This is a genomic window from Allolucifera butyrica (genome assembly GCF_900476375.1).
Classification (GTDB): Bacteria; Bacillota; Negativicutes; order Sporomusales; family UPPP01; genus Lucifera; species Lucifera butyrica.
This window is the reverse complement of record NZ_UPPP01000053.1, coordinates 74,150-94,416: the sequence shown is the minus strand read 5'-3', so window position 1 is coordinate 94,416 and position 20,267 is coordinate 74,150. Positions and strand designations below refer to the sequence as shown.

The 20,267-nt window shown below is 47.1% G+C and carries 21 protein-coding genes; 13 read left to right on the top strand and 8 right to left on the bottom strand.

Annotation, left to right across the window (positions count from 1 at the left end; translation table 11 throughout):
* Positions 1 to 116 precede the first annotated feature (116 nt).
* The 5 genes from LUCIF_RS01815 to LUCIF_RS01795 all read left to right on the top strand — a co-directional run bounded on the left by LUCIF_RS01815 (position 117) and on the right by LUCIF_RS01795 (position 4,932).
* The gene (locus LUCIF_RS01815) at positions 117 to 431 is read left to right on the top strand and encodes a PTS sugar transporter subunit IIB (RefSeq protein WP_122626165.1); all 315 of its coding nucleotides are present in this window, start codon (positions 117 to 119) and stop codon (positions 429 to 431) included.
* Positions 432 to 483: 52 nt separating this feature from the next.
* Positions 484 to 1,782 carry a PTS sugar transporter subunit IIC gene (locus tag LUCIF_RS01810; RefSeq protein WP_122626164.1) on the top strand — a complete coding sequence of 433 codons (1,299 nt, stop codon included), beginning with the start codon at positions 484 to 486 and terminating at the stop codon, positions 1,780 to 1,782.
* Positions 1,727 to 2,086, top strand: a complete 360-nt coding sequence (locus LUCIF_RS01805; RefSeq protein ID WP_306438779.1) for a PTS lactose/cellobiose transporter subunit IIA — start codon at positions 1,727 to 1,729, stop codon at positions 2,084 to 2,086. Before LUCIF_RS01810 ends, LUCIF_RS01805 begins: the two co-directional genes overlap by 56 nt.
* 73 nt (positions 2,087 to 2,159) lie before the next feature.
* Positions 2,160 to 3,248: a DUF871 domain-containing protein gene (locus tag LUCIF_RS01800; protein WP_122626162.1), complete on the top strand. Its 1,089-nt coding sequence runs from the start codon at positions 2,160 to 2,162 to the stop codon at positions 3,246 to 3,248.
* Between the two features lie 457 nt (positions 3,249 to 3,705).
* Positions 3,706 to 4,932 (top strand): S-layer homology domain-containing protein, encoded by a 1,227-nt coding sequence (locus tag LUCIF_RS01795; RefSeq protein ID WP_122626161.1) that lies wholly within the window; start codon positions 3,706 to 3,708, stop codon positions 4,930 to 4,932.
* 84 nt (positions 4,933 to 5,016) lie between these two features.
* Here LUCIF_RS01795 and rpoZ read toward each other — a convergent pair whose 3' ends face one another.
* Positions 5,017 to 5,229: a DNA-directed RNA polymerase subunit omega gene (rpoZ, locus tag LUCIF_RS01790; RefSeq protein WP_279386937.1), complete on the bottom strand. Its 213-nt coding sequence runs from the start codon at positions 5,227 to 5,229 to the stop codon at positions 5,017 to 5,019.
* A 543-nt stretch (positions 5,230 to 5,772) separates the two neighbouring features.
* On the opposite strand from rpoZ, the gene LUCIF_RS01785 reads away from it, so the two are divergent.
* From LUCIF_RS01785 to LUCIF_RS01765, 5 genes are all read left to right on the top strand, one after another.
* A complete protein-coding gene (locus LUCIF_RS01785) occupies positions 5,773 to 6,456 on the top strand; it encodes a TVP38/TMEM64 family protein (protein ID WP_122626160.1) in 684 nt (227 codons plus the stop codon).
* A gap of 24 nt (positions 6,457 to 6,480) precedes the next feature.
* A complete protein-coding gene (gene fliB / locus LUCIF_RS01780) occupies positions 6,481 to 7,422 on the top strand; it encodes a flagellin lysine-N-methylase (RefSeq protein WP_122626159.1) in 942 nt (313 codons plus the stop codon).
* Positions 7,423 to 7,634: 212 nt separating this feature from the next.
* Positions 7,635 to 8,744 carry a citrate/2-methylcitrate synthase gene (locus LUCIF_RS01775; RefSeq protein ID WP_122626158.1) on the top strand — a complete coding sequence of 370 codons (1,110 nt, stop codon included), beginning with the start codon at positions 7,635 to 7,637 and terminating at the stop codon, positions 8,742 to 8,744.
* A 186-nt stretch (positions 8,745 to 8,930) separates the two neighbouring features.
* Positions 8,931 to 9,560, top strand: coding sequence for a PAQR family membrane homeostasis protein TrhA (gene trhA, locus LUCIF_RS01770; protein WP_122626157.1), 630 nt, complete (start codon positions 8,931 to 8,933; stop codon positions 9,558 to 9,560).
* A 37-nt stretch (positions 9,561 to 9,597) separates the two neighbouring features.
* Positions 9,598 to 10,563, top strand: coding sequence for an L-lactate dehydrogenase (locus LUCIF_RS01765; protein ID WP_122626156.1), 966 nt, complete (start codon positions 9,598 to 9,600; stop codon positions 10,561 to 10,563).
* An 86-nt stretch (positions 10,564 to 10,649) separates the two neighbouring features.
* On the opposite strand, the gene LUCIF_RS01760 is transcribed toward LUCIF_RS01765, so the two are convergent.
* Positions 10,650 to 11,036 (bottom strand): DUF1634 domain-containing protein, encoded by a 387-nt coding sequence (locus LUCIF_RS01760; protein WP_122626155.1) that lies wholly within the window; start codon positions 11,034 to 11,036, stop codon positions 10,650 to 10,652.
* Positions 11,036 to 11,872: a sulfite exporter TauE/SafE family protein gene (locus LUCIF_RS01755; protein WP_122626154.1), complete on the bottom strand. Its 837-nt coding sequence runs from the start codon at positions 11,870 to 11,872 to the stop codon at positions 11,036 to 11,038. The genes LUCIF_RS01760 and LUCIF_RS01755 overlap by 1 nt, the downstream gene beginning before the upstream one ends.
* Positions 11,873 to 12,037: 165 nt before the next feature.
* Here LUCIF_RS01755 and LUCIF_RS01750 point away from each other — a divergent pair, with 165 nt between their 5' ends.
* Positions 12,038 to 12,493 carry an Lrp/AsnC family transcriptional regulator gene (locus LUCIF_RS01750; RefSeq protein ID WP_122626153.1) on the top strand — a complete coding sequence of 152 codons (456 nt, stop codon included), beginning with the start codon at positions 12,038 to 12,040 and terminating at the stop codon, positions 12,491 to 12,493.
* A 260-nt stretch (positions 12,494 to 12,753) separates the two neighbouring features.
* On the opposite strand, the gene LUCIF_RS01745 is transcribed toward LUCIF_RS01750, so the two are convergent.
* From LUCIF_RS01745 to LUCIF_RS01725, 5 genes are all read right to left on the bottom strand, one after another.
* Positions 12,754 to 13,857, bottom strand: coding sequence for a GerAB/ArcD/ProY family transporter (locus LUCIF_RS01745; RefSeq protein ID WP_122626152.1), 1,104 nt, complete (start codon positions 13,855 to 13,857; stop codon positions 12,754 to 12,756).
* A gap of 98 nt (positions 13,858 to 13,955) precedes the next feature.
* Entirely contained in the window at positions 13,956 to 14,168 is a 213-nt protein-coding gene (locus tag LUCIF_RS01740; RefSeq protein ID WP_122626151.1) for a hypothetical protein, read from the bottom strand.
* Positions 14,165 to 15,397 carry a Ger(x)C family spore germination protein gene (locus LUCIF_RS01735; RefSeq protein ID WP_165865846.1) on the bottom strand — a complete coding sequence of 411 codons (1,233 nt, stop codon included), beginning with the start codon at positions 15,395 to 15,397 and terminating at the stop codon, positions 14,165 to 14,167. Before LUCIF_RS01735 ends, LUCIF_RS01740 begins: the two co-directional genes overlap by 4 nt.
* Positions 15,398 to 15,429: 32 nt before the next feature.
* Positions 15,430 to 17,130: a spore germination protein gene (locus tag LUCIF_RS01730; RefSeq protein WP_207856835.1), complete on the bottom strand. Its 1,701-nt coding sequence runs from the start codon at positions 17,128 to 17,130 to the stop codon at positions 15,430 to 15,432.
* Between the two features lie 158 nt (positions 17,131 to 17,288).
* The gene (locus LUCIF_RS01725) at positions 17,289 to 17,996 is read right to left on the bottom strand and encodes an epoxyqueuosine reductase (RefSeq protein WP_207856833.1); all 708 of its coding nucleotides are present in this window, start codon (positions 17,994 to 17,996) and stop codon (positions 17,289 to 17,291) included.
* Positions 17,997 to 18,135: 139 nt separating this feature from the next.
* Here LUCIF_RS01725 and LUCIF_RS01720 point away from each other — a divergent pair, with 139 nt between their 5' ends.
* Positions 18,136 to 19,038, top strand: a complete 903-nt coding sequence (locus LUCIF_RS01720; protein WP_122626148.1) for a LysR family transcriptional regulator — start codon at positions 18,136 to 18,138, stop codon at positions 19,036 to 19,038.
* Between the two features lie 298 nt (positions 19,039 to 19,336).
* On the top strand, positions 19,337 to 20,263 hold the full coding sequence (locus LUCIF_RS01715) for a hypothetical protein (RefSeq protein WP_122626147.1): 927 nt from the start codon (positions 19,337 to 19,339) through the stop codon (positions 20,261 to 20,263).
* Positions 20,264 to 20,267: the final 4 nt, after the last annotated feature.

Here is a 20,267-nt window from a genome sequence, read left to right as displayed (position 1 = left end):
GAGGAAAGCGCAACTGAGTTGGTGCATCCGGATATTTGTGCCTGAAGCGGTAATTGGCATATAACTTGCGTTATTTTTCAATGCAGTGTAATTACAAAGAAGGGGGGAATAAAACCATGAAACGAATTATGCTGGTTTGTTCGTCGGGTATGTCAACCAGTTTGCTGGTTGATAAAATGAACCAGGCCGCTGCTGTAATGGGGGTTGACGCCGAGATAAACGCAGCGGCGGAAGCGGATTTCTACAAGCATGTTAATCAGGTTGACGTTTTGTTGTTAGGACCGCAGGTGAAATTTTTGTTGGAAAAAATGAAGAACATGCTGGAGCCGAAGGGGATTGCCGTAGGGGTCATTGACCGTATCGACTACGGTACGATGAATGGCGAAAACGTGCTGCGTCATGCGCTGAATTTAGGTAAAAAGGAAGTTTGAAACTCTGAAAGAATTACCTGCATTTTAAAATCGCAAAGGTGGGAAGAGGATTATGGGAAAAATCATTAATTTTCTGGAAAAATATTTTGTGCCTTTTGCCGGGAGAATGGGTTCACAACGTCATTTGGTTGCTATTCGTGACGGATTTGTAGCGATTATGCCGTTGATCCTAGTCGGAGCTTTAGCCGTATTGATAAACAGTTTGCCCGTTCCGGCCTATCAAAATTTAATGACGGACATTTTCGGCAAATCATGGAAGAGCTTTGGCGGAAATTTGTGGACAGGAACCTTTGCCGTGATGTCATTGCTTGTTGTGGTAAGCACAAGCTACAGCCTGGCTAAATCCTATGATAAAGACGGCCTGGCCGCAGCGCTGGTTTCTTTCGGTTCGCTAATCATGCTGTATAACGGTTCAGCGAAAGACTGGGCCATTCCGTTCGGGTTTCTGGGTGCCCAAGGATTATTTGTGGCCTTGTTCGCCGCTTTGATTGCCACCGAATTATTTGTCAGACTGATGGGGAATCCAAAACTGATCATCAAGATGCCGGCAGGGGTGCCGCCTGCTGTCGGGAAATCCTTCGCCGCATTGATTCCTTCGGTCGTTGTATTGACCTTGTTCGGAATTGTCCGGTGTCTGACAACCGCCTTTGGCGTGCCGGATATTCACCAGGCCATCTTTAAGGCGATTCAAGCCCCGATTTCCGGTTTGGCGGACCATATGGGCTCAGCCATACTGGTCGCTTTTCTGGTTCATATTTTATGGTTTTTCGGTTTGCACGGGACCAATATTTTAGGGCCGATTTTAAATGCGGTCTATTTGCCGGCCATTAACGACAATATTGCCGCTTTTCAAGCCGGACAACCCATCCCGCATATCGTAACCATGCCGTTTTTTGATGCTTTTGTCTGGATGGGCGGAGCGGGCACTACAATTAGTTTAATCATCGCCCTGTTTATTGCCGGCAAACGGAAAAACAACCGGAGTATTGCCAAACTGGCTGCCGCGCCTGCTGTTTTTAATATTAATGAACCGATGATGTTTGGTTTGCCGATCGTTTTAAATCCGATTTATTTAATTCCCTTTGTGCTAAGTCCGGTCGTATTGACAATCATAACCTATACGGCGATTGCGTCGGGGCTTGTACCACGGACTATTGCCATGATGCCGTGGACAACACCCCCGGTTATCGGCGGATTTTTAGTTACCGGTTCCCTGGCGGGCGGATTATTGGCCCTGATGAATCTGGTAATCGGCGTAATTATTTATATACCTTTCATTATTTTAAGCGAGAGATATGAAAATAAAGCGGAACTTTCAGTGCAGGTTCCTATCAATAGTAAAGGAGCATAACAATTACATGGAAGAAACAATTCTCAGCATTATAATACAAAGCGGAGAAGCCAGGAGCTGTGCAATGGAAGCGATTCAATGCGCCAAACGGGGCGAGTTTGATAAAGCGAGAGAACTGATCGGTCAGTCGGCAGATAAACTGGGTAACGCCCATGCTGAGCAAACCAAACTGATTCAAGCCGAAGCAAACGGCAAGAAAACAGAAATTTCGCTGCTGTTAATTCATGCACAAGACCATTTGATGACGGCGATAACCGTTAAATCACTTGCCAATGAGCTAGTTGAGGTGTATGCCCGTTTATAATGTCCCATAAAGAGCTCTGGCGGGTTAATACCCCGCGAGAGCTCCTTATACATAATGAGAGGATGAAGATTATATGAGACGGTTGGGAATATCCGTTTATCCTGGTCAGACAGGATTGGAGGAGATTTTAGAATATATCGGACTCGCTGCGAAGTATGGTTTCCAAAGAGTATTTACCTGCCTGATATCGATGGACGGCAGGGATATTCAGGTTGTCATCGAGGAATTTAAACGAATTACCGCCTTGGCCAATCAATATAATATGGAGGTCATTGCCGATGTGGAGCCGGCAATTTTTCAAAGTTTCGGGGTTACTGTGCATGACCTGGCTTTCTTCCACGAGCTAGGCCTTGCCGGCATACGGCTGGATTTAGGGTTCAGCGGCCAGGAAGAATCGATTATGACGTTTAATCCCTATGGCTTAAAAATTGAACTGAATGCCAGCAACGGTACCAAATATCTGGAAAATATCCTGTCCCATCAGGCCAACCCGGAGAATATCCTGGGGTGTCATAATTTTTATCCCCATGTTTATACCGGACTGAGTTATGCGCATTTTATGAAATGCAGCCGGCAGTTTAAAGAGCAGGGCATCCGGACGGCGGCGTTCATCAATTCGCAAGCGGCTACCGGAGGGCCATGGCCGGTGACGGAAGGTTTGTGTACGCTGGAAATGCATCGCAGCCTGCCGGTGGAAGTGCAGGCCAAGCACCTCTTTGCCACCGGTGTGATTGACGATGTAATGATTGCCAATGCTTTCGCCTCGGAAGAAGAATTGCGCAGGCTCAGTGGGGTTGATAAATATATGCTGGATTTTACCGTCGAAATTATGGACTGCACGCCGGCGCTGGAGCGGAAAATTATTTTAGAAGAATTCCACTACAATCGGGGGGATGTTTCGGATTTTGTTGTTCGGTCAACCCAATCTAGAGTAAAGTACAAGGAGTATGATTTTCCCTTATTTAATACGCCGGATATAAAACGGGGCGATCTATTAATCGAGTCTTCCTTATATAAACGGTATGCAGGGGAATTACAAATCGCCCTAAGGCCGATGCCGAACAGTGGAAAAACCAATGTTGCCGGCAGGATTACCGAAAAAGAGATTTTTTTGTTGGATTATTTGGAACCGTGGATGAAATTTAAATTTACGGCGCCCTGAAGATTTCTTGTCCGGGCAGTCGCCAAAAAGCTCCTTATGCCGAAAGACCGCAGCAGCGGTCTTTCTTAGTGTGCAGAAAAATACACTGAAAATTATGGATTAGGGAAACAGTGTGTAAGAAAATCGCACACTGTTTTTTTATTTTCAACCGGGTGCTGAACGAAATTAGCCAATTATGGCAATCGGTTCAACCCTGGTTAAAGCGGCAAATTAAATATTTGTTTTTACTAATGCTTGGCATACTTTTTGCACTATACATAAGTGCAAAATTACTGTAAGCGCTGTTGTTGAAAGGTTCTGGGTTAATGCTGCAATCCACGGGTGGCAAGGAGCAAATAAGGGAGGGATCAAAAATGACCAGCGGGATGAGTAACGGAATTTGAGGGGGGATTAGAAGTAAAGGTAAAAAGGTAAAAGTGTGAGTTTCCCTGAATCCATTGAAAAGAGGAGATAGAGAATGAAGAAAAAAATGGCTGCCGGCTTGATTCTGATATTACTGTTTAGTATGAGCACTTCCTTGGCTGCGGTGAACCCTTTTGCCGATGTTTCGCCTGATGACTGGGCGTACGGGGCAGTAAAACAATTAGCGCAGGCCGGATTGATTGACGGATATGGCGATGGTACTTTCCGGGGCAACAAGCCGGTTACCCGCTATGAAATGGCGCAATTAATCGCCCGGGCAATGTACCGGTCGGACAAGGCCAATGCCGAAGAGAAAGCGATGCTTGATCGATTGTCGGTTGAATACAAAGACGAATTAGAGAGCCTGGGAGTCCGGCTGGAAAATGTAGAACGGAATACTGCCGGTGTAAATGGGCTGAAATTCAGCAACTGGATTCAATCGGAAAATGTTTACGGTAATTCGGGTTCACCGTTGCATGAATATGACTGGGAGTACCGGTTTACCGTCGAAAAGCAGGTAACTGATAAAGTGCATACTTTGTATCAAATCCGAACCTATACCGGTCTGGATTCACAAAGACACAACGACCAGTCGCAACGGGGCGCTGTAGAAACCAGGCAGGCTTGGATCAGTTATCAGCCTGCGGCGGATACTACGATGGCCTTTGGAAAACAGGTACTGTGGGATGGCTTTTTGATGGACGACTTTTTCCGGGGAGCCACGATAAATACCAAACTAGGGAAAAATAGCAATTTATTTGCCGCTGCGGGATGGTATGATCTTTCGAATGCCGGCAATGATACGAACGGGCGGGTAAATGCAGCCAGCATTTCAACGAAGCTGGGCAATTTTGATGTTGCCGGACGCTGGATTGAAGGCGAAAAAGATGTGATGGGCAACCGGGGCGGAAATATTGTTGGCGGTACCCTGGGATACACTTTTGACAACGGCCTGGCGATTCAGGCCAATTATGCAAAAAATACCCGCCAGGATACGAATAATACGCTGCAAAAGTATCAAATTTATAAGAACATTAACGGGACCGATGTTTGGCTGCAATATTGGAAACAAGGTCCCAATCTGAATGCGCCCATCGAAAATGGCGATCATATGGCCTGGTGGGGCGATATGTATATTAACGGCGCCAAAGGCTGGCGAATTATTGCCGACCGCCAAATTGACAAAAACTTTGATATCTCTCCCTGGTATGGTGATTATAAAACCATTAATACAAACGTAAAGGCGAAAAAATATGGCGTCGATTTGACCTATAGTTTTTAAAAAAGAGATTCCCTAAAGGCTATGAGGAAAGCCCGCTCAAGATGAGTGGGCTTTTCCAAATTCCTAAGTAAGATGTGTGCTAATTTATTTAATACCTGTCCGGGTCCGTTTAAAGGTAATTTTGTCTTGGGCTATTTCCTCCAACGCAATCGTGACGGGTTTGGCCGAAGCGGATTCTTCCGCCGGGGGCCGGTTGCCGTCCACGATTTCCCGGGCCCGTTTAGCCGCTAGAATGACAAGCGTATACTTACTGTCGATTTTACTCAATAAACTGTCGATCGAGGGATAGATCACCACAGCTCGCCTTCTTTTTGGAAATATTATTTTATAATAATAATATACCATATTTTTCCCGGAAATACGAGGGACCGGAATTTTTTCAGTCGTATTACTTGACCGGGTTTTGTCATTGTTTTGTCACAATTTACCACTAAAATAAATATAGTCCCCACATTTCGCACCTTGAATTTATGGCGACAAATATTATAGAAACAGTATTTTGAGACAGGAGGGATAGGCAATGCTGCTGGATTTTATTTACGGCATTATTACTGTCGGTGGCTTAACCGTCGGTTCAATCTTATATATGTATTTTCACTTGTCCTGATTTTTTCCCGGCTCGCAAGCTCTCAATAGCAAATTGAAAGAACCGGCGGTATAGCAGCGGCCAGGAATGTCTTCTGCTATGCCGGCCGTTTAAATAGATCCCCCTAAAAATCGATTCGTCTAATTGTCCCTCACCTGGGTGAGGGGATTTTTTTTGCATTACTTGATAAAATAGGTCAATCAAGGTACGATAATAGTATTCGCATTCCTGTATACTAAATTAGGGGGCCTCGCATGAAAGATAACAAGCAGACAGTTCGTATAGGTATTGTTGCCGGAGTGGCCATAATAACAGCCGTACTCTGTTTTTTTCAACCCCACTGGGTGACCGGCATAATCCATTTGCTGTTCAAAGGGGATCTTCGCGGCAGCATTCACTTTATCCGTTCGTATGGACCCTACGCTATGGCGGTCAGTTTTTTTATTGTCGTTTTAATTAATGCAACTGCCGTTTTACCGAATATATTTATACTGGCGGCCAATGGAATTATTTTTGGCGTAGTTAGGGGGACACTGATTTCCTGGCTTGCCGAATCGATCGGCGTAATTATTAGTTTTCTTTTGCTGCGCTATTTGCTGCGCGATTATGCGCAGCGAATCATTGCTCACAGTACGGGATTGAAGAAAATTGACGAATACAGCGGCCAAAAAGGGTTCCGGGTTATGCTGGTGGCCCGCAGTATTCCCTACGTTCCTTCCGGACTGATTACGGCGCTGGGGGCGCTCAGCAGCATAAGCATAAGGGATTATGCATTGGCGACATTAATTGGCAAGCTGCCGTCAGCCTGGATTGAGGTCACTTTGGGTCATGACCTTTTGGCGTATCACCAACATTCTTTGCGGTTAGCCCTGTTGATAATCGTTTCGGTTTTGGCCTATTCCTTTTCCCTGTGGTATAAGAAACGGGGAAATTTATAAGTCAAGCGTGGACGTGATGATTTTATGTATATTTATATGGATTTTTGCCGGGAGTTTACTTGCCGGATGTGCGGGACTTGCTGCCGTAACAACTGGCTGGTCACGGTGAGTGAGAAAGCATATCAACGCAATGCCGCTTTCTTTTCCTATAATGGTGGACAAGATGAGTTCCATAAGGCATTTGCTTTGTGCGACCGGCAGGGAGACCCGGGAGAATACGCTTACATCAGAAAAAAGCCGAATGGTGAGTGCTGGTTTTTGGAGGGCGACAGTCTTTGCCGTTTGCACAAAACGGCGGGGCATGACCACCTGGACAGTGTTTGTCAGCTCTTTCCCCGGTATCCTATGAATACGACGCGCGGGGTAGAGATCACTCTTACTTTTAGCTGTCCGGCTGTTGTTGATATGGCGAGCCGGGACAAAACGCTCCGGGTCATCCGTTCGGAGACGCCGCCTTTTTTTATTGGCGGTCAGGAGTGGGTGACAGCCGTTTTTCCGGAGCAGCAGCCGGTTCATAATCCATTGCGGTATTATTTCGAAATGGAAAATCATTTTATTGATATTATGCAGCAACGGGGCTTGCCTATTGACGACCGTCTGGCAATGATTCAAAAAACAGCGCTGGCAATGGATGCTGCCGGAGGAAAGGAAACACTCGGCCAGGATATCAATGACATGGTGCGCCGGAATTACGACTTTTTGGACCGGTATGATACTGCCGTTGCTTCGACAGACTTAACAAGCGATATTTTACTGGAGAACTTTTTTGTAAACTTTATATTTAAAAAGCCATTTTATATTTTGGGGCTTACTGCTGCGGTACGTTTGCTGGACCGGTTCCGGCGGGAACTTGCACCGTCCCGTTACCGGGATTTAAAGAGCGTTCGTGCCGCTATTATGGCCATCGAATTTCAATATAGCCATGCCAGGCAGTCCCTATTGGCTGCTTTGCAGGCTAATAGATGATTCTACTATACAAAACGATGTTCGCGTTTGAAGCATATTTGTTTACTTGAAATGGATTGATATTTCAGGAGTTAGGCGAGTTCGATAAAAAATACTTGTATATTTACACATTTCCCTTGATTAAAGAGAAGTAAGGTATTATAATCAGAAATTAAATACGATATTTTGTTCTTTTTGTTCTTTTTATTTTTTGGGGAAAGGGGTTTTTAAAAATGGCAGGATTAGCCGATATTGTTGCTTGTGAATCGTCTATCTGTTCTATAGAAAATAGCGAATTGCGCTACCGGGGATACTCCATCGACGACTTGGCCCAGAACGCTACGTTTGAGGAAATCATTTATCTGTTATGGTATGGGCGTTTGCCGAACCGGTTGGAGCTTAAGGCATTGAAACAAGACCTGGCGGAAAATGCCGTATTGCCGAAAAAGATATACGAGCTTTTGCATTTATATGCACCATGGGGCAATGCGATGGCTAAACTCCGGACCTGTTTATCTTTTCTTACTCATTTTGACGATGAGGTTATGGACCATTCCTTTGCGGCCGACCATCGCAAAGCGGTCCGCATTATGGCCCGGATTGCGGCTATTGTTGCGGCCATCGACAGGATTCGTAAAGGATTAGAGCCGATTGAATTGAAAACGATCCGTCCAACTTCATTGGCAGAAATGTTTTTGTGGCTGTTGACGGGAGAAAAACCGGCCCCGATTGCGGCCAAAGCATTGGACACCTGTTTTGTTTTGCATGCTGAGCACGAATTGAATGCATCGACTTTTGCCGCCAGAGTGACCGTTTCTACCATGTCCGACATTTATTCCGGCATCGTATCGGCGATTGGCACGCTGAAGGGACCGCTGCACGGCAATGCCAATGAACAGGTCGCCCGGATGTTGGAGGAAATTGGCGAACTGTCCCGGGTAGAAGAATATATTGCGCAGAAGATTGCCAATGGCGAGCGGATCATGGGTTTTGGCCACCGGGTTTATAAAAACGGCGATCCCAGGGCGAAGTATTTGCAGGCTTTATCCGGAGAACTGGCAGAATGGCGGGATGACCGGCGCTGGTATGAATTGTCTCTGAAGATTGAAAAGTTGGTTTATGAGCAGAAAGGATTAAAACCCAACGTAGATTTCTATTCGGCTTCTGTTTACACTTATTTGGAAATTCCCCGGGATCTGTTTACCCTTATGTTTGCGATCAGCCGTACGAGCGGCTGGCTGGCCCACATTCTGGAGCAGCATGAAAATAACCGGATTATTCGTCCCCGGGCAGAATACAGCGGCAAAACCGAAGTCAAATGGAAAGGGATAAGTGAACGGTAAATTTATAATGTAAGCCGTACGGAATAATTTCTGTGCGGTTTTTCTTTTAGATAAAGAAGGAGTATTGTTATTTTGAAAGAATTGATCAATATTAGCTCTTCTACAAACTAGTCCGGTGATTGACTGGCGATAATTAGCAAAGATCGTGTTATAATAAGGCTAAGAACGAGTATAGGAGAACTTGATATGGAAGAACTTTGGAACGCAATTACCCATGGCATTGGCGCGGTATTGGCCTTAGCCGGACTGGTGGTGCTGGTGGTTTCGGCTTCTTTTTACGGCAACGTCTGGCATATAGTGAGTTTTAGTATTTATGGCGCTACCTTGTTGCTATTGTATTTAGCGTCAACGCTGTATCACAGTTTTCAAAAGGAAAAGGTCAAGTATGTTTTCAAGATTATTGACCACTCAGCCATTTATTTGTTTATTGCCGGCACCTATACCCCGTTTACACTTGTTTTGCTGCACGGTGTATGGGGGTGGAGCATTTTTGCCACGATTTGGGCGCTGGCGGTAGCCGGTATTGTCTTCAAGATTTTTTTCGTGAAAAAATTCAAGATTCTTTCCACCTTATGCTACGTGGGGATGGGTTGGTTTGTATTGATCGCCGTGAAGCCTTTAATCGCTTCTTTACCTACCGTGGGGCTATACTGGCTGGTTCTTGGCGGTCTTTTCTACACGGTCGGTACCGTCTTTTATCTCTGGCGCCGGCTGCCGTACCACCATACGGTTTGGCACTTGTTTGTTATGGCCGGGAGTGCCGCTCACTTTATCGTCGTTTTATTATATGTACTGCCGGTGCCGGTTGCGGCATAATATCCGGATTATACATAGGAAGAGGAGGCATGATGTTATGAATCAAAATCAATGGAAGGCTAGAAAAGTTGTAATAGTCGGAGCCGGAGCCGTAGGGGCGACCTTTGCCTATGCGCTTGCGCAAAGCGGCGTGGCTGATGAAATTGCCCTGATTGACTTTAATCAGGATTTAGTGAAGGGACAAGTTTTGGACTTGGCCCATGGCTTACCCTTTTTTCCGCCCCTCCATATTCACGTCGGCAGTTCCGCCGATTACCGGGATGCCAGTGTCATTGTCATAACCGCCGGCGCCAAGCAGCAGCCGGGCGAAACACGGTTGGACCTTCTTAAGCGTAATGCCGGAATTATGAAAAATATAGCCCGTGAGATTGCGGTACAAGAATCGGAGGCTGTTGTGATTGTGACCAGCAATCCGGTTGATATTCTGACATATACCGTTTTACAGGAACTGGGCTGGAAAGCCGGCCGGGTAATCGGCTCCGGAACGGTGCTCGACAGCGCCCGCTTCCGTTATTTACTCGGCCAGCATTGCGGTGTTGACGTTCACAATGTTCATGCCTACATTCTGGGCGAACACGGTGACAGCGAATTTGCCGCCTGGTCGATGACTCATCTTGCCGGCAATGAGATTGACCGGTATTGCGCCATTTGCCGTAAATGTAATAACTGGCAGGCCGTACGGGAAGAGATTGTGAATGAAGTGAAAAAGTCGGCCTATCACATTATTGATTATAAAGGTTCCACCTATTTTGCCATTGGTTTGGCCCTGGTGCGTATTGTCACCGCCATCCTTCGCAATCAGCGGAGTGTATTGACCGTATCTACCTTCCTCGAGGGGCAGTATGGAGTCCGGGACGTCTGTTTAAGCATACCCTGCATTGTGGCTCAGTCCGGAGTTGAAAAAATAGTGGAGGGAAACTTAAGAGAAGAGGAAATGCAGGCTTTGTCCCGTTCCGCCTCTGTTTTGCGAAATACTCTGGATGCTATGAGTAAAGAAAATTAGAAGGCACGGCCCAAAAGCTTCAGCGAAAAGGAAAGTACCAAAAAAACGCACTCATGCGCTATGAGTGCGTTTTTAATTTCGCCGTTTTAAAGAGCCTTGCCAAACAAAAAGCTGGTTATCAGAACCAGAAAGACCACTGACGAGATACCGGCATATAGCCAATCTTTCTCTTTAATGAAAACAAATATGGTAATTCCGACCCGCATAATCGGGGTTAGGATCAAAATAAGCAGCCCCGTTAATATAATGGCAAAAGGCTTTGCCTGCAAGGCGCCGCTAATGATGCCGGCAAAGTTATTGGGATAGGATTGTCCCGGATAGCCGCTGGTGCCGGTAATGAAAAAATAAATGAGCCCTGACAGAATCACGACGGCGCTTAGGATAACGCCAAACCGTAAACAACGGCTGACGACAATATCCAGGGAACGTTGCCGTTTGCCGGAACCAGGATTTTGTACCGACTTTTTCTGCATTATTTACCCCCCATTCCCTGAAGCATCATTTGGACTGCTATGTAGCCTAAGACCGGGATGAACAACTTGCGGATGGTTTTGCTTTTAAGCTTCTGCATGATTCTGGCGCCGGCGGTAGCTCCTATCAGCACGCCAAGAGCCACCGGCGCGGAGATGAGCGGATTGATATCCCCCCGGAACAAATAAATTCCGGCGCTGGCCGCGGCGGTGACTCCCATCATAAAATTGCTGGTGGCACTGGATACTTTCAGCGGCAGCTTCATAAAAATATCCATGGCCATGACTTTAAAACTGCCGCTGCCGATTCCCAGCAGGCCCGAAATGACACCGGCCCCATACATGACGCTAAGTCCACCGAATACATTATCGACATTATAGGGAATGGTTTTTCCCAGTGCTTTGTCGTAATATTCGCCCTGGAGTTTTAGTTTATCCGCCGTTTTACTTAAGGGAACCCCGATAGGAAGTTCCTCTTTGGCTTTCTTTAGCATCGCCAAGGCGGAATACAATAACAGCAGGCCAAAAATAAAATACAAAAAATTGGGAGCGATCAGGCCGCCGATAAACGCCCCGGTAACCGCTCCGACCGTTGTGGCGATTTCCAAAAAGATTCCCGCCCGGACATTGGTGACCTGGTCCCGGATGTAGGCAATGGCCGCACCGCTGGAAGTGGCAATTACCGAGATAAGGCTGGCGCCGATGGCGTGTTCAATATCCACGCCGAATAACAAAGTTAAAGCCGGCGTAACGATGATTCCGCCGCCTAGCCCCAGAATGGAACCGGTGATACCGGCTAAAATGGAAATACATAATATTTTTGCTGCGATAATCGTCAAATTTTTCACCTCGAAATATTATTGCAAATTTAGTGTAAAAGTTACAATTTATTTGTTTTTTCACTATAATCATGAGTATAATATTTAATATACATTTGGTCAATATTTTTATTATTTTTCTTTACTTTGTAAAAAAGTTCTGATTTTAAAAGGAGAGAGATTATAATGCAGCTTAAAAACCTGGATGATACGGATCGGCAAATCCTTAAACACTTGTCGGAAAATGGCCGTTTGAGCAACGCCGACCTTGGGCGTCTTGTCAATTTAACCCGCGCGGCGGTCCGGGAACGGATTAACCGTCTTATAGACAATGAAATTATCGACCGGTTTACTATCGTCGTAAATCCACTTAAGGCCGGCAAAATGCTGTCTATGTATTTTACGGTGGAAGTGGACTGGGCCAGCATGGAGTCCGTCGCTGAAAAACTGATGGCTGCAGACGAAACGACTAATGTTTACCAAATGAGCGGCCAGCCTCATTTGCACGTTCATGTCCTGTTCGACAATCAGGAGCATGCCGACCGTTATGTGCGGGAGTTGCAAGGCATTGACGGAATTACCAGAGTCTGTTCCGAATTCTTAATCCGGCGCTATAAGGAGCGAGGGGCTTTGCTTATTTGAATTTATCGCAAAAAGAAATCTGCAAAACCAACCGGTGCTTGCAGATTTTTTTGCTAGTAATATTTTTTTTCTATTCTTTATCCGGCGAAGGCTTATCGGTAATGGGAGAAATTTTTCCCCGGTACTTACTGAATAAATGTTTTTGAAAGAGATAAGCAATCGTACAGCAGGTTACAATGATACATAGCCCTGTAAAAATGGCAGACAGGTTATAATAGCTGAAATTTCCTATGGTAAGCCCTCCTTCATTATTGGGAACCCTAATGAAGTGTACTTTTTCCCCGCTTGTTGAAAATCAGTGCGGTAATAAAGAGAAAAATTTCCAAACCGGCTTCTATAAAGGCGGCAAAAACGGGATAGGTATATTCGGCGAAACGGGTTTGTTCCATGCTGCTATGAAAGGAGGTTAGGCCAAGCATCATAGCCAGCAGGGCGGTGGGATAAACAAGGGGCTTATAGGTGCGTAAACCTGCAAGCTGAGCTATGCCGACGCTGAAGGCCCAGAGCATGCAGGCTGAGGCAATAATTCCCGCGCCGATGACCAGCATTACCCAAATAATTTCCACCCGTTCCAAATAGCGGCCGATACTGATCATCCGGCTAAGTTCAAGACCGGGAGCGTACATGTTTTCAGCCTGCTTATAACCAAAAACCGCCACGGCGAGAACCACCATAATGATGCTAAAGGCGGCGCCCAGACTGACCGAAATAAACTTGGCCACAAAACCATTTTCCGGCCGGTTGCAGAGCGGGATAAACATGGACATCATGATACAAATGCCGAAATAGGTAAGTATAAAGGGAGCGCCCGTCAGAAACGGCCGCACACCGTAATCAAACTGCGGTTTAAGCAGGTTGACTTCCACGTCGGGAGTGATTAACAGAGCGACGATGAGGATGCTAAAGATATACAAGGGCCCCAGCAGTTCGGAATTGCGGACGATCACTTCCAGTCCCTGGCGGGCGGCGTAGGCGGCGACGAACAAACTGGAAAGCAGAATTGCTGCGAGAGGAGCTGTCGGCAGAAAGAAGTCGATGATTAATTGACCGAAACCGCGCATGATAATCGTACATACTACCAAAAAGAATAACGGGAACAGAACTCCTACGAGTTTTCCCGCTCTTTTGCCCAGAATGGTGCTGCTGTATTGCACAAAATTCTCACCGGGAAAGCGGAGCCCCATGTAGGCATAAATCACAGCCAGCAGGACATCCAGCAGCCAGCCGCCGAGTACGGACAGCCAGGCGTCACGTCCTGCCTGGGCGATTAGCATTGCCGGCAACTGCATGGAAGTAATGGAAGTGATCAGAATGAACAACATCCAGACAAATTGGTTGGTCGTGATGATTTCTCTTTCCTGCATATCTTTTTTACCTCTTTTTTAGTTTTTGGCCGGATGCCGTGTTCGCGCCCTGAGCCCTGCGCCATGGACTGAAAAACCGCGCAGCGGTCTTTCTCACGCTACTTAAAGAACTGCCTTCCAACGGGGCCAAGGATTTGTTCGAGCCAGTTGAGCGGGGTTGACAGACCCAGCACCTGGACAATTCCCAATAACCCGGCCGATCCGAGGAGTAAACCCAATATGGCCAATTCCCGCCAAAGTCTTTTTCTAAATAGCGGCAGCCCCTCATAGACGGCGGTCAGGAGGCCTGCCAGGATTAGCAGCAGTGTCATAACTCAGACCCCGCATTCTCCGGAATGGCGGAACCCCGGATGGTTCCGGCCCGCAAAAGGGTTATATGGAAGGTAACTCGGTATGGGATTTGCGGAAAGGTCTGGTCCCAGTCGTTTTGAAGCCGGTGCCACACAGGCGGGTTGTAATTGTGGATTTGATTGCCGAAACCGAGATAATCCGCTTTTAATTCCTGCTGTGCCCGGTTAACCGTTTGCTCCATCCGCGCTTGCAGCAGTTCCTCCGTCTTCTGTTCAATTTGATTATACTGCTGCAAATCTTTTAACTGCGGACTGAAAGAACCGGTTTCGCGCAGCGTAGCATTGCCGGTACAAATGATATCCATGGTAATGCCGTGATTGGTAAAGTGGGGAATGATTTCACTGTTTCCCTTAGTGATATCTACGGCAATTTCACCGTCGCCTTTTGCCGTTAAGGCGGGAACGGTTACCATATCTCTTTGCAATTTGTTGGTGAGCCAAAGCAGGTCTCTCGATTCCTTATCATTGAGTGTGCCGATCAGGCGATTGTGCCTGAAGACGGCCATTCCGTCCAGGTCAATTTTGGCGGGACTTTTGGCAGTGGACGTTGGCATCGGCTTTCCTGCGGCTTGTTCCAACTGCCGGTTGCTTTCCTGGTTGAGATCTTTTAAATTCACTAATGGGGCATAGCTTACACCGATACCATTCTGCAGATTCAACAAAAATTCATTGAGATTGACCGGATAAACAAATTCCTGGCTTTTGCCAGTCAGAGTGGTAAACAGTCCGAGCGCCGGCAGCATTTCAATATCCGTTTTTGTTTCCAGAATTTCTTTCGCGGTTTGTTCCGCAACAACGACGAGATTCGTCCGGCGGAATTCCCGGTCCCGTTCAATGTAATCCATAACTTCGGCTATGTCCGATTCGGCCAGGGTTTTGCCCAGGACAATGATTTTATTGTGGGAAAATAACAACTTCCGAGGAGAAGTCCTGGTTAGATTTCGAACTGCTTCCAGAACAGTTTTTCCTTGGCTGGTTAAGATAATAAAGGGTTTATTCTGGCCGCCGCTGCCACCGCCGCCTTCCGTGCCGGGACTTTTGGTCGCGGCGGGATTTACAACCTGGACGGTTAACAGGATGGGTTCCGCTCCCTTTACCTGGTCAATGCCTACCCCGATGACAATGGCCAGTTCATCCACATCATAGCGGTCCCGGCAGCCGCTGACAGACAGCAATAAAAAAAGGAACATAAGTAAAAATAAAGATTTATGTATCATTTTAACTACCAACCGCTATTGCCGGGAGGACGGGGTTTGAGAAAATACTTTTGTCTGCGCCGGTTGGCGTCAGAACCGGAGATGGAAACAGGCCGCTCGTCCATTGACCACCAGGGTGCCCTGGTGAAGACATCCTTAATATCCTGGCGTTTAAAGGGTGCCAGGGGGGTAAAGTAAGGTACGCCAAAAGAACGCAGGGAAGTAATATGAATCAGCAGGATAAGCAAGCCCAGCAGAATTCCATATAAGCCGGAGATGAATCCCAGAAAGCCGAATACAAAACGCAGGAGACGCAGGCTCCAGCCCAAATTGTAAGCAGGAAGGGCGAACGAGGAGATGCCGGTAATGGCAACAACAATGATCGTTGAGGGCGAGACGATTCCAGCCCGTACAGCGGCTTCTCCGATTACCAGACCGCCGACGATACTGACTGCCTGGCCTACAGGCTGAGGCAGCCGCACACCGGCTTCCCGCAAGGTCTCAAAGGTGATTTCCATCAGTAAGGCTTCGACGTAAATCGGGAAGGGAACGCCCGCATGGGAGGCTGCGATGTTAATCAGCAGGGCCGTAGGCAACATTTCCTGATGAAAGTTGGTGATTGCCACGTAAATGCCGGGAAGCAGCAACGCGAGAGTGCTGTAAACGAACCGGACCGTACGAACCAGCCAGGCCGTAGGATAACGTTCGTAGTAATCTTCACTGGATTGCCAAAACTGGATCATCACTGTCGGCACAATTAAGACAAACGGGGTGCCGTCAATCACAATCGCGACCCGGCCTTCCAGGATCGCAGCGGCAACTTTGTCCGGCCGTTCGCTGTGTTCGATTTGAGGGAACATCGAATAGGGAGCATCCTCGATTAATTCTTCGATATAGGCGCTTTCCAGAATGGAGTCGACATCAATTCGCTCGATTCTGCGGCGTACTTCTTCCAAGACGCTGTCGTCGGCTGTGCCTGTTAGATAGGCGAGATTGACCTCCGTTTTGGTCATCCTGCCGACAATGTATTTTTCCAACCGGAGGCGGGGGGTTTTAATTCTTCGCCGCAACAAAGCGGTATTGGTCCGGATGTTTTCGGTGAATCCCTCACGGGGACCTCTGACCACGCTTTCCGTAATCGGTTCCGAAACATCGCGGGACTCCCAACCCCGTGTATCGATGTGTAAAGCGGTAACCGCTCCATCCAGCAGCAAAACGCTGTCTCCAGTCAGTATGGTTTCGGTGATTTCGCCGATGGTTGCGATTTCCCTAACTTCAGCGGCCGCCAAAAAAAGTTTCTTAATAGATTGGATTGCAATGCCCTGGGTCGGTGCCAGGGGTGAGCATTGAACGGCCATTAACGACTTCACGATGTGACCGTCAATTCTATTTTTATCGGCAAGTCCGTCAATAAAAATGAGCATGGCCGTTACTTGTTCCCTGCCGATAGCCAGATCACGGAACTGTACATCAATACAATGGAAAAACAATTGCTGCAGTATTTGCAAATTATCGGCAAGTATAGGGCTTATAGGCAGCTTTTCCTGCTTTTCAAAAGAATCCGGCGTGATGAGTTTTTTGGTGATCTGGTTAATTTCGGCGGCGACTGAATCACTATGGCCGATTAAATTCGTAAGGTCATCCAGCTTCTTTTTGGTAAGCGTAAGCGAGGCCCCTGGCAGCCGGGCCGATAATTTTTTCAAGCATGGGGTCCATAATTTTTTCACGGTACTTTCCCCTGTCTTTGCGAATTCCATTATTTAGCATTCGAAATTAGGGATTTTTTATGTATGGTTAGGGAGAATTTATAAAACAAAACAGGACGCTGCCGTATCCAGCGTCCTGTTATTACAATTTATAGTTTTAAGAGGCGGTTTATGTTCAACTAAATTCTATTCAGTTGGGGCTGAGAAAATCCCCGGTACTGAGGACAGACTTTTCGGCATACATTGCAGGCATAAACGAAGCCGCCGCCCTCAGTAGATTTACCGCAAATGCTGCGGCACTTGCGCTGTTCGATGGTCTTTCCGTCCAAAGCGCCGGCCGGGCAGGCATCTAAACAAAGCCGGCAGTCCGGGGCGCAAGCCTGATAGGAGGCAACCGGGTCGGGTTCCAGTCCGGCATTGGTTAGGACGGCACTCAACCAGATTAAATTGCCCCAGCGGTCATTGATGAGCAGGGTGTTTTTTCCCATTTGCCCCAGGCCCGCCCGGACGGCGGCGTGTTTTAAGGAAAGAATGCCCTGTCCGTGCCGTCTGTCGCTGTCCCAGTAATCATAGGGGCCGGAAGACGGAACAGGGATTGCCTTCCCGGACAGGTCTTCCAACTCCACGGCGATTTGAAAGGAAATGGCGTCGACTTTGTCAACCAGCCGGTTCCGGACAAAGGTATAGGCGGCCGGCGAGGAAGCCGACAAAGTCGTGGCGGGAAACCGCGCCGCGAAGACAATTACACTTTGACAGCCTATGAGCACCTCGTTGGGATGAAAGCCCGCCGGCGCATCGGCGAAGCGTTCTACCGGCGCGATGCCGCATAAATCCGCACCCAGTTCCCGGATACGCCGCTTTATTTCAGCGGCATTAACTTGTTTCACTGACAATCCCTCCTTATTGAGGCCGGTTCACTTTCTGCTGGACCTCTGTTAAAAGTTATACTATCATAGACTTATTAATAGGTAAAATTGATAATAACGATTCAATGATTCGGCCAAACCGATGAATGGGGAGAGGGAAATGGAACTCCGGCAACTGCAAACGTTTCTTACCATTGCCAAGCAGGCCAGCTTTACAAAAGCCGCGCAAGACCTCGGCTATGCCCAGTCCACCGTTACCAGTCAGATTCAAACGCTGGAAGAAGAATTGGGCACCATGCTGTTTGAACGCTTGGGCAGGCAGATCAAATTAACGAAAGACGGAGAAAATCTATGTGCCTATGCCGCTCAAATTTTGGCGTTAGCCAATGAGGCCAAGGATTTGGTCGCTAATTCGACGGTCCCGAAAGGAACACTGACAATCGGTACGGCGGAATCACTCTGCACCTACCGGCTGCCGGAGCTCTTTCAGGCTTTCCGGGCCCGCTGCCCCAAGGTGGAAATCAGCCTCCGCTTCGATATCTGCAGTGATTATCGCACCCATTTGCGGAAAAATACGGTCGATATTGTTTTCTTCCTGGATGTTCCCTGCGAAGAAGCGGATTTGGTTACCCATGTGCTGTTTGAAGAGCCGATGGCGGTGATTGCTTCGCCGGACCATCCCCTGACCCGGCAGAAACGGGTAGGGCCTCAGGATATCCATGGCCAGGCCCTCATCCTGACGGATTTAGGGTGCAGTTACCGCCGGGTATTTGAAAGTATTTTGGCGCAGGCCGGCGCTAAGCCGTCTTCCGTTCTGGGAGTAAGCAGCAACGAAGTAATTAAACGCTTTGTCGGTGACGGTTGGGGGATCGGTTTCTTGCCGCGAGTAACGGTGGAGCAAGAGTTAAAAAACGGGCAACTGGCCGCCTTGGTCTGGGCCGGTCCGCCGTTCGCCATTAAAGCGCAGCTTATTTATCACAAGGAAAAATGGCTTTCCCCGGCATTGCGGACCTTCATTGAACTGACTCTGGCGCGGCTGGGAAACGGTATAAGCATAATTTAATAAAGATGACGAAAAAGGGTCCTGAACCATGCCGGATATGGTTCAGGACCCTTTTTATGCCGGAAAAATACCTTTTGAGACAATAACTATGGCAATACCGGAAAATTTGTGATAAAAAGAAACTGAATTTTTACAAAAAATGATCATCAAATTATTATAAAATATAATATTGTTATAAATTTAAAGTGACATATTTCTGGTAAATGATGGTCATTGGAAAAATATGGGAGGTGATTAGCGAGCTGGCTAGAAGTATTTAATTAATTTACAAATATTTACATTTAATGAGGTGAGTCGTTTGAGTAAGAAGATCTTTTGTTTATTATTGTTTTTATTATTGTTCACAGGAAGCATTCCCATCGTCCTCGCGGCGGCGACCTACGATTTTTCGATTGGGACTCGCAAGGATGACGCAAGCTGGAACTTTGCCGGCGATACGAACGGCGAAAATCCCAATATACAGTCCGAATTAAAATGGACCAATCTGAGAATTAAAGAAGCGAAATTGAAGTGGCGGAATGATATTGATAATAACAGCTTTTGGGAGGGAAGCGCCGGTTATGGCTGGATCTACAGCGGGCAGAGTGAGGATTCCGATTATGCGGGTGATAACCGGACGGGAATGTACTCGCGATCTATTAGCAACAGTGGTAACGGACATGTAGTTGACGTCACCCTTGGCTATGGCTACTATATCGATAAACAAGAAAAAAGTAAAATCGCTCTTATTGCCGGGTATGCCGTCAATAAACAATATATGGTAATGACAGACGGCAATCAAATCTATTCGGACGGTGTTTATCAGACCCAGCCTCTGGGACCCTTCGACGGTCTAAACAGTACCTATAATGCCCGTTGGAACGGACCCTATTTTGGAATTGATATTGAGCATCAAGCCAACAAGAAGCTGAATTGGTTTACCCGGTTAGAATATCACTTTGCTGAATATCATGGTGAATGCAACTGGAATTTGCAACCTGCTTTGGCGCACCCCAAGAGTTTTGAACAAATTGCCGACGGTTCCGGTACCGTGTTGACGATGGGAGTAAAGTATAAGATGGACCGGGATTGGACGCTGCAAACGAAGGTTAGTTTTTCCCGCTTTAATACGGACACGGGAATCTTTAGGGCATATCTGGCTGACGGAACATCCGCTGAGACCCAGCTAAATGAAGCGGATTGGAATTCCCGGTCAATCAGTCTCAGTATAACGAAAAAATTCTAACACA

Excerpts from the sequence above, each read along its gene's own strand:
- LUCIF_RS01765 (WP_122626156.1), top strand. The coding sequence starts at position 9,598 with ATGAATCAAAATCAATGGAAGGCTAGAAAAGTTGTAATAGTCGGAGCC.
- LUCIF_RS01775 (WP_122626158.1), top strand. The coding sequence starts at position 7,635 with ATGGCAGGATTAGCCGATATTGTTGCTTGTGAATCGTCTATCTGTTCT.
- fliB (WP_122626159.1), top strand. The coding sequence starts at position 6,481 with ATGTATATTTATATGGATTTTTGCCGGGAGTTTACTTGCCGGATGTGC.
- LUCIF_RS01805 (WP_306438779.1), top strand. The coding sequence starts at position 1,727 with ATGAAAATAAAGCGGAACTTTCAGTGCAGGTTCCTATCAATAGTAAAG.
- LUCIF_RS01745 (WP_122626152.1), bottom strand. The coding sequence starts at position 13,857 with ATGCAGGAAAGAGAAATCATCACGACCAACCAATTTGTCTGGATGTTG.
- trhA (WP_122626157.1), top strand. The coding sequence starts at position 8,931 with ATGGAAGAACTTTGGAACGCAATTACCCATGGCATTGGCGCGGTATTG.
- LUCIF_RS01795 (WP_122626161.1), top strand. The coding sequence starts at position 3,706 with ATGAAGAAAAAAATGGCTGCCGGCTTGATTCTGATATTACTGTTTAGT.
- LUCIF_RS01810 (WP_122626164.1), top strand. The coding sequence starts at position 484 with ATGGGAAAAATCATTAATTTTCTGGAAAAATATTTTGTGCCTTTTGCC.
- LUCIF_RS01735 (WP_165865846.1), bottom strand. The coding sequence starts at position 15,397 with ATGTTCCTTTTTTTATTGCTGTCTGTCAGCGGCTGCCGGGACCGCTAT.
- LUCIF_RS01740 (WP_122626151.1), bottom strand. The coding sequence starts at position 14,168 with ATGACACTGCTGCTAATCCTGGCAGGCCTCCTGACCGCCGTCTATGAG.
- LUCIF_RS01720 (WP_122626148.1), top strand. The coding sequence starts at position 18,136 with ATGGAACTCCGGCAACTGCAAACGTTTCTTACCATTGCCAAGCAGGCC.
- LUCIF_RS01785 (WP_122626160.1), top strand. The coding sequence starts at position 5,773 with ATGAAAGATAACAAGCAGACAGTTCGTATAGGTATTGTTGCCGGAGTG.
- LUCIF_RS01760 (WP_122626155.1), bottom strand. The coding sequence starts at position 11,036 with ATGCAGAAAAAGTCGGTACAAAATCCTGGTTCCGGCAAACGGCAACGT.
- LUCIF_RS01800 (WP_122626162.1), top strand. The coding sequence starts at position 2,160 with ATGAGACGGTTGGGAATATCCGTTTATCCTGGTCAGACAGGATTGGAG.
- LUCIF_RS01750 (WP_122626153.1), top strand. The coding sequence starts at position 12,038 with ATGCAGCTTAAAAACCTGGATGATACGGATCGGCAAATCCTTAAACAC.
- LUCIF_RS01815 (WP_122626165.1), top strand. The coding sequence starts at position 117 with ATGAAACGAATTATGCTGGTTTGTTCGTCGGGTATGTCAACCAGTTTG.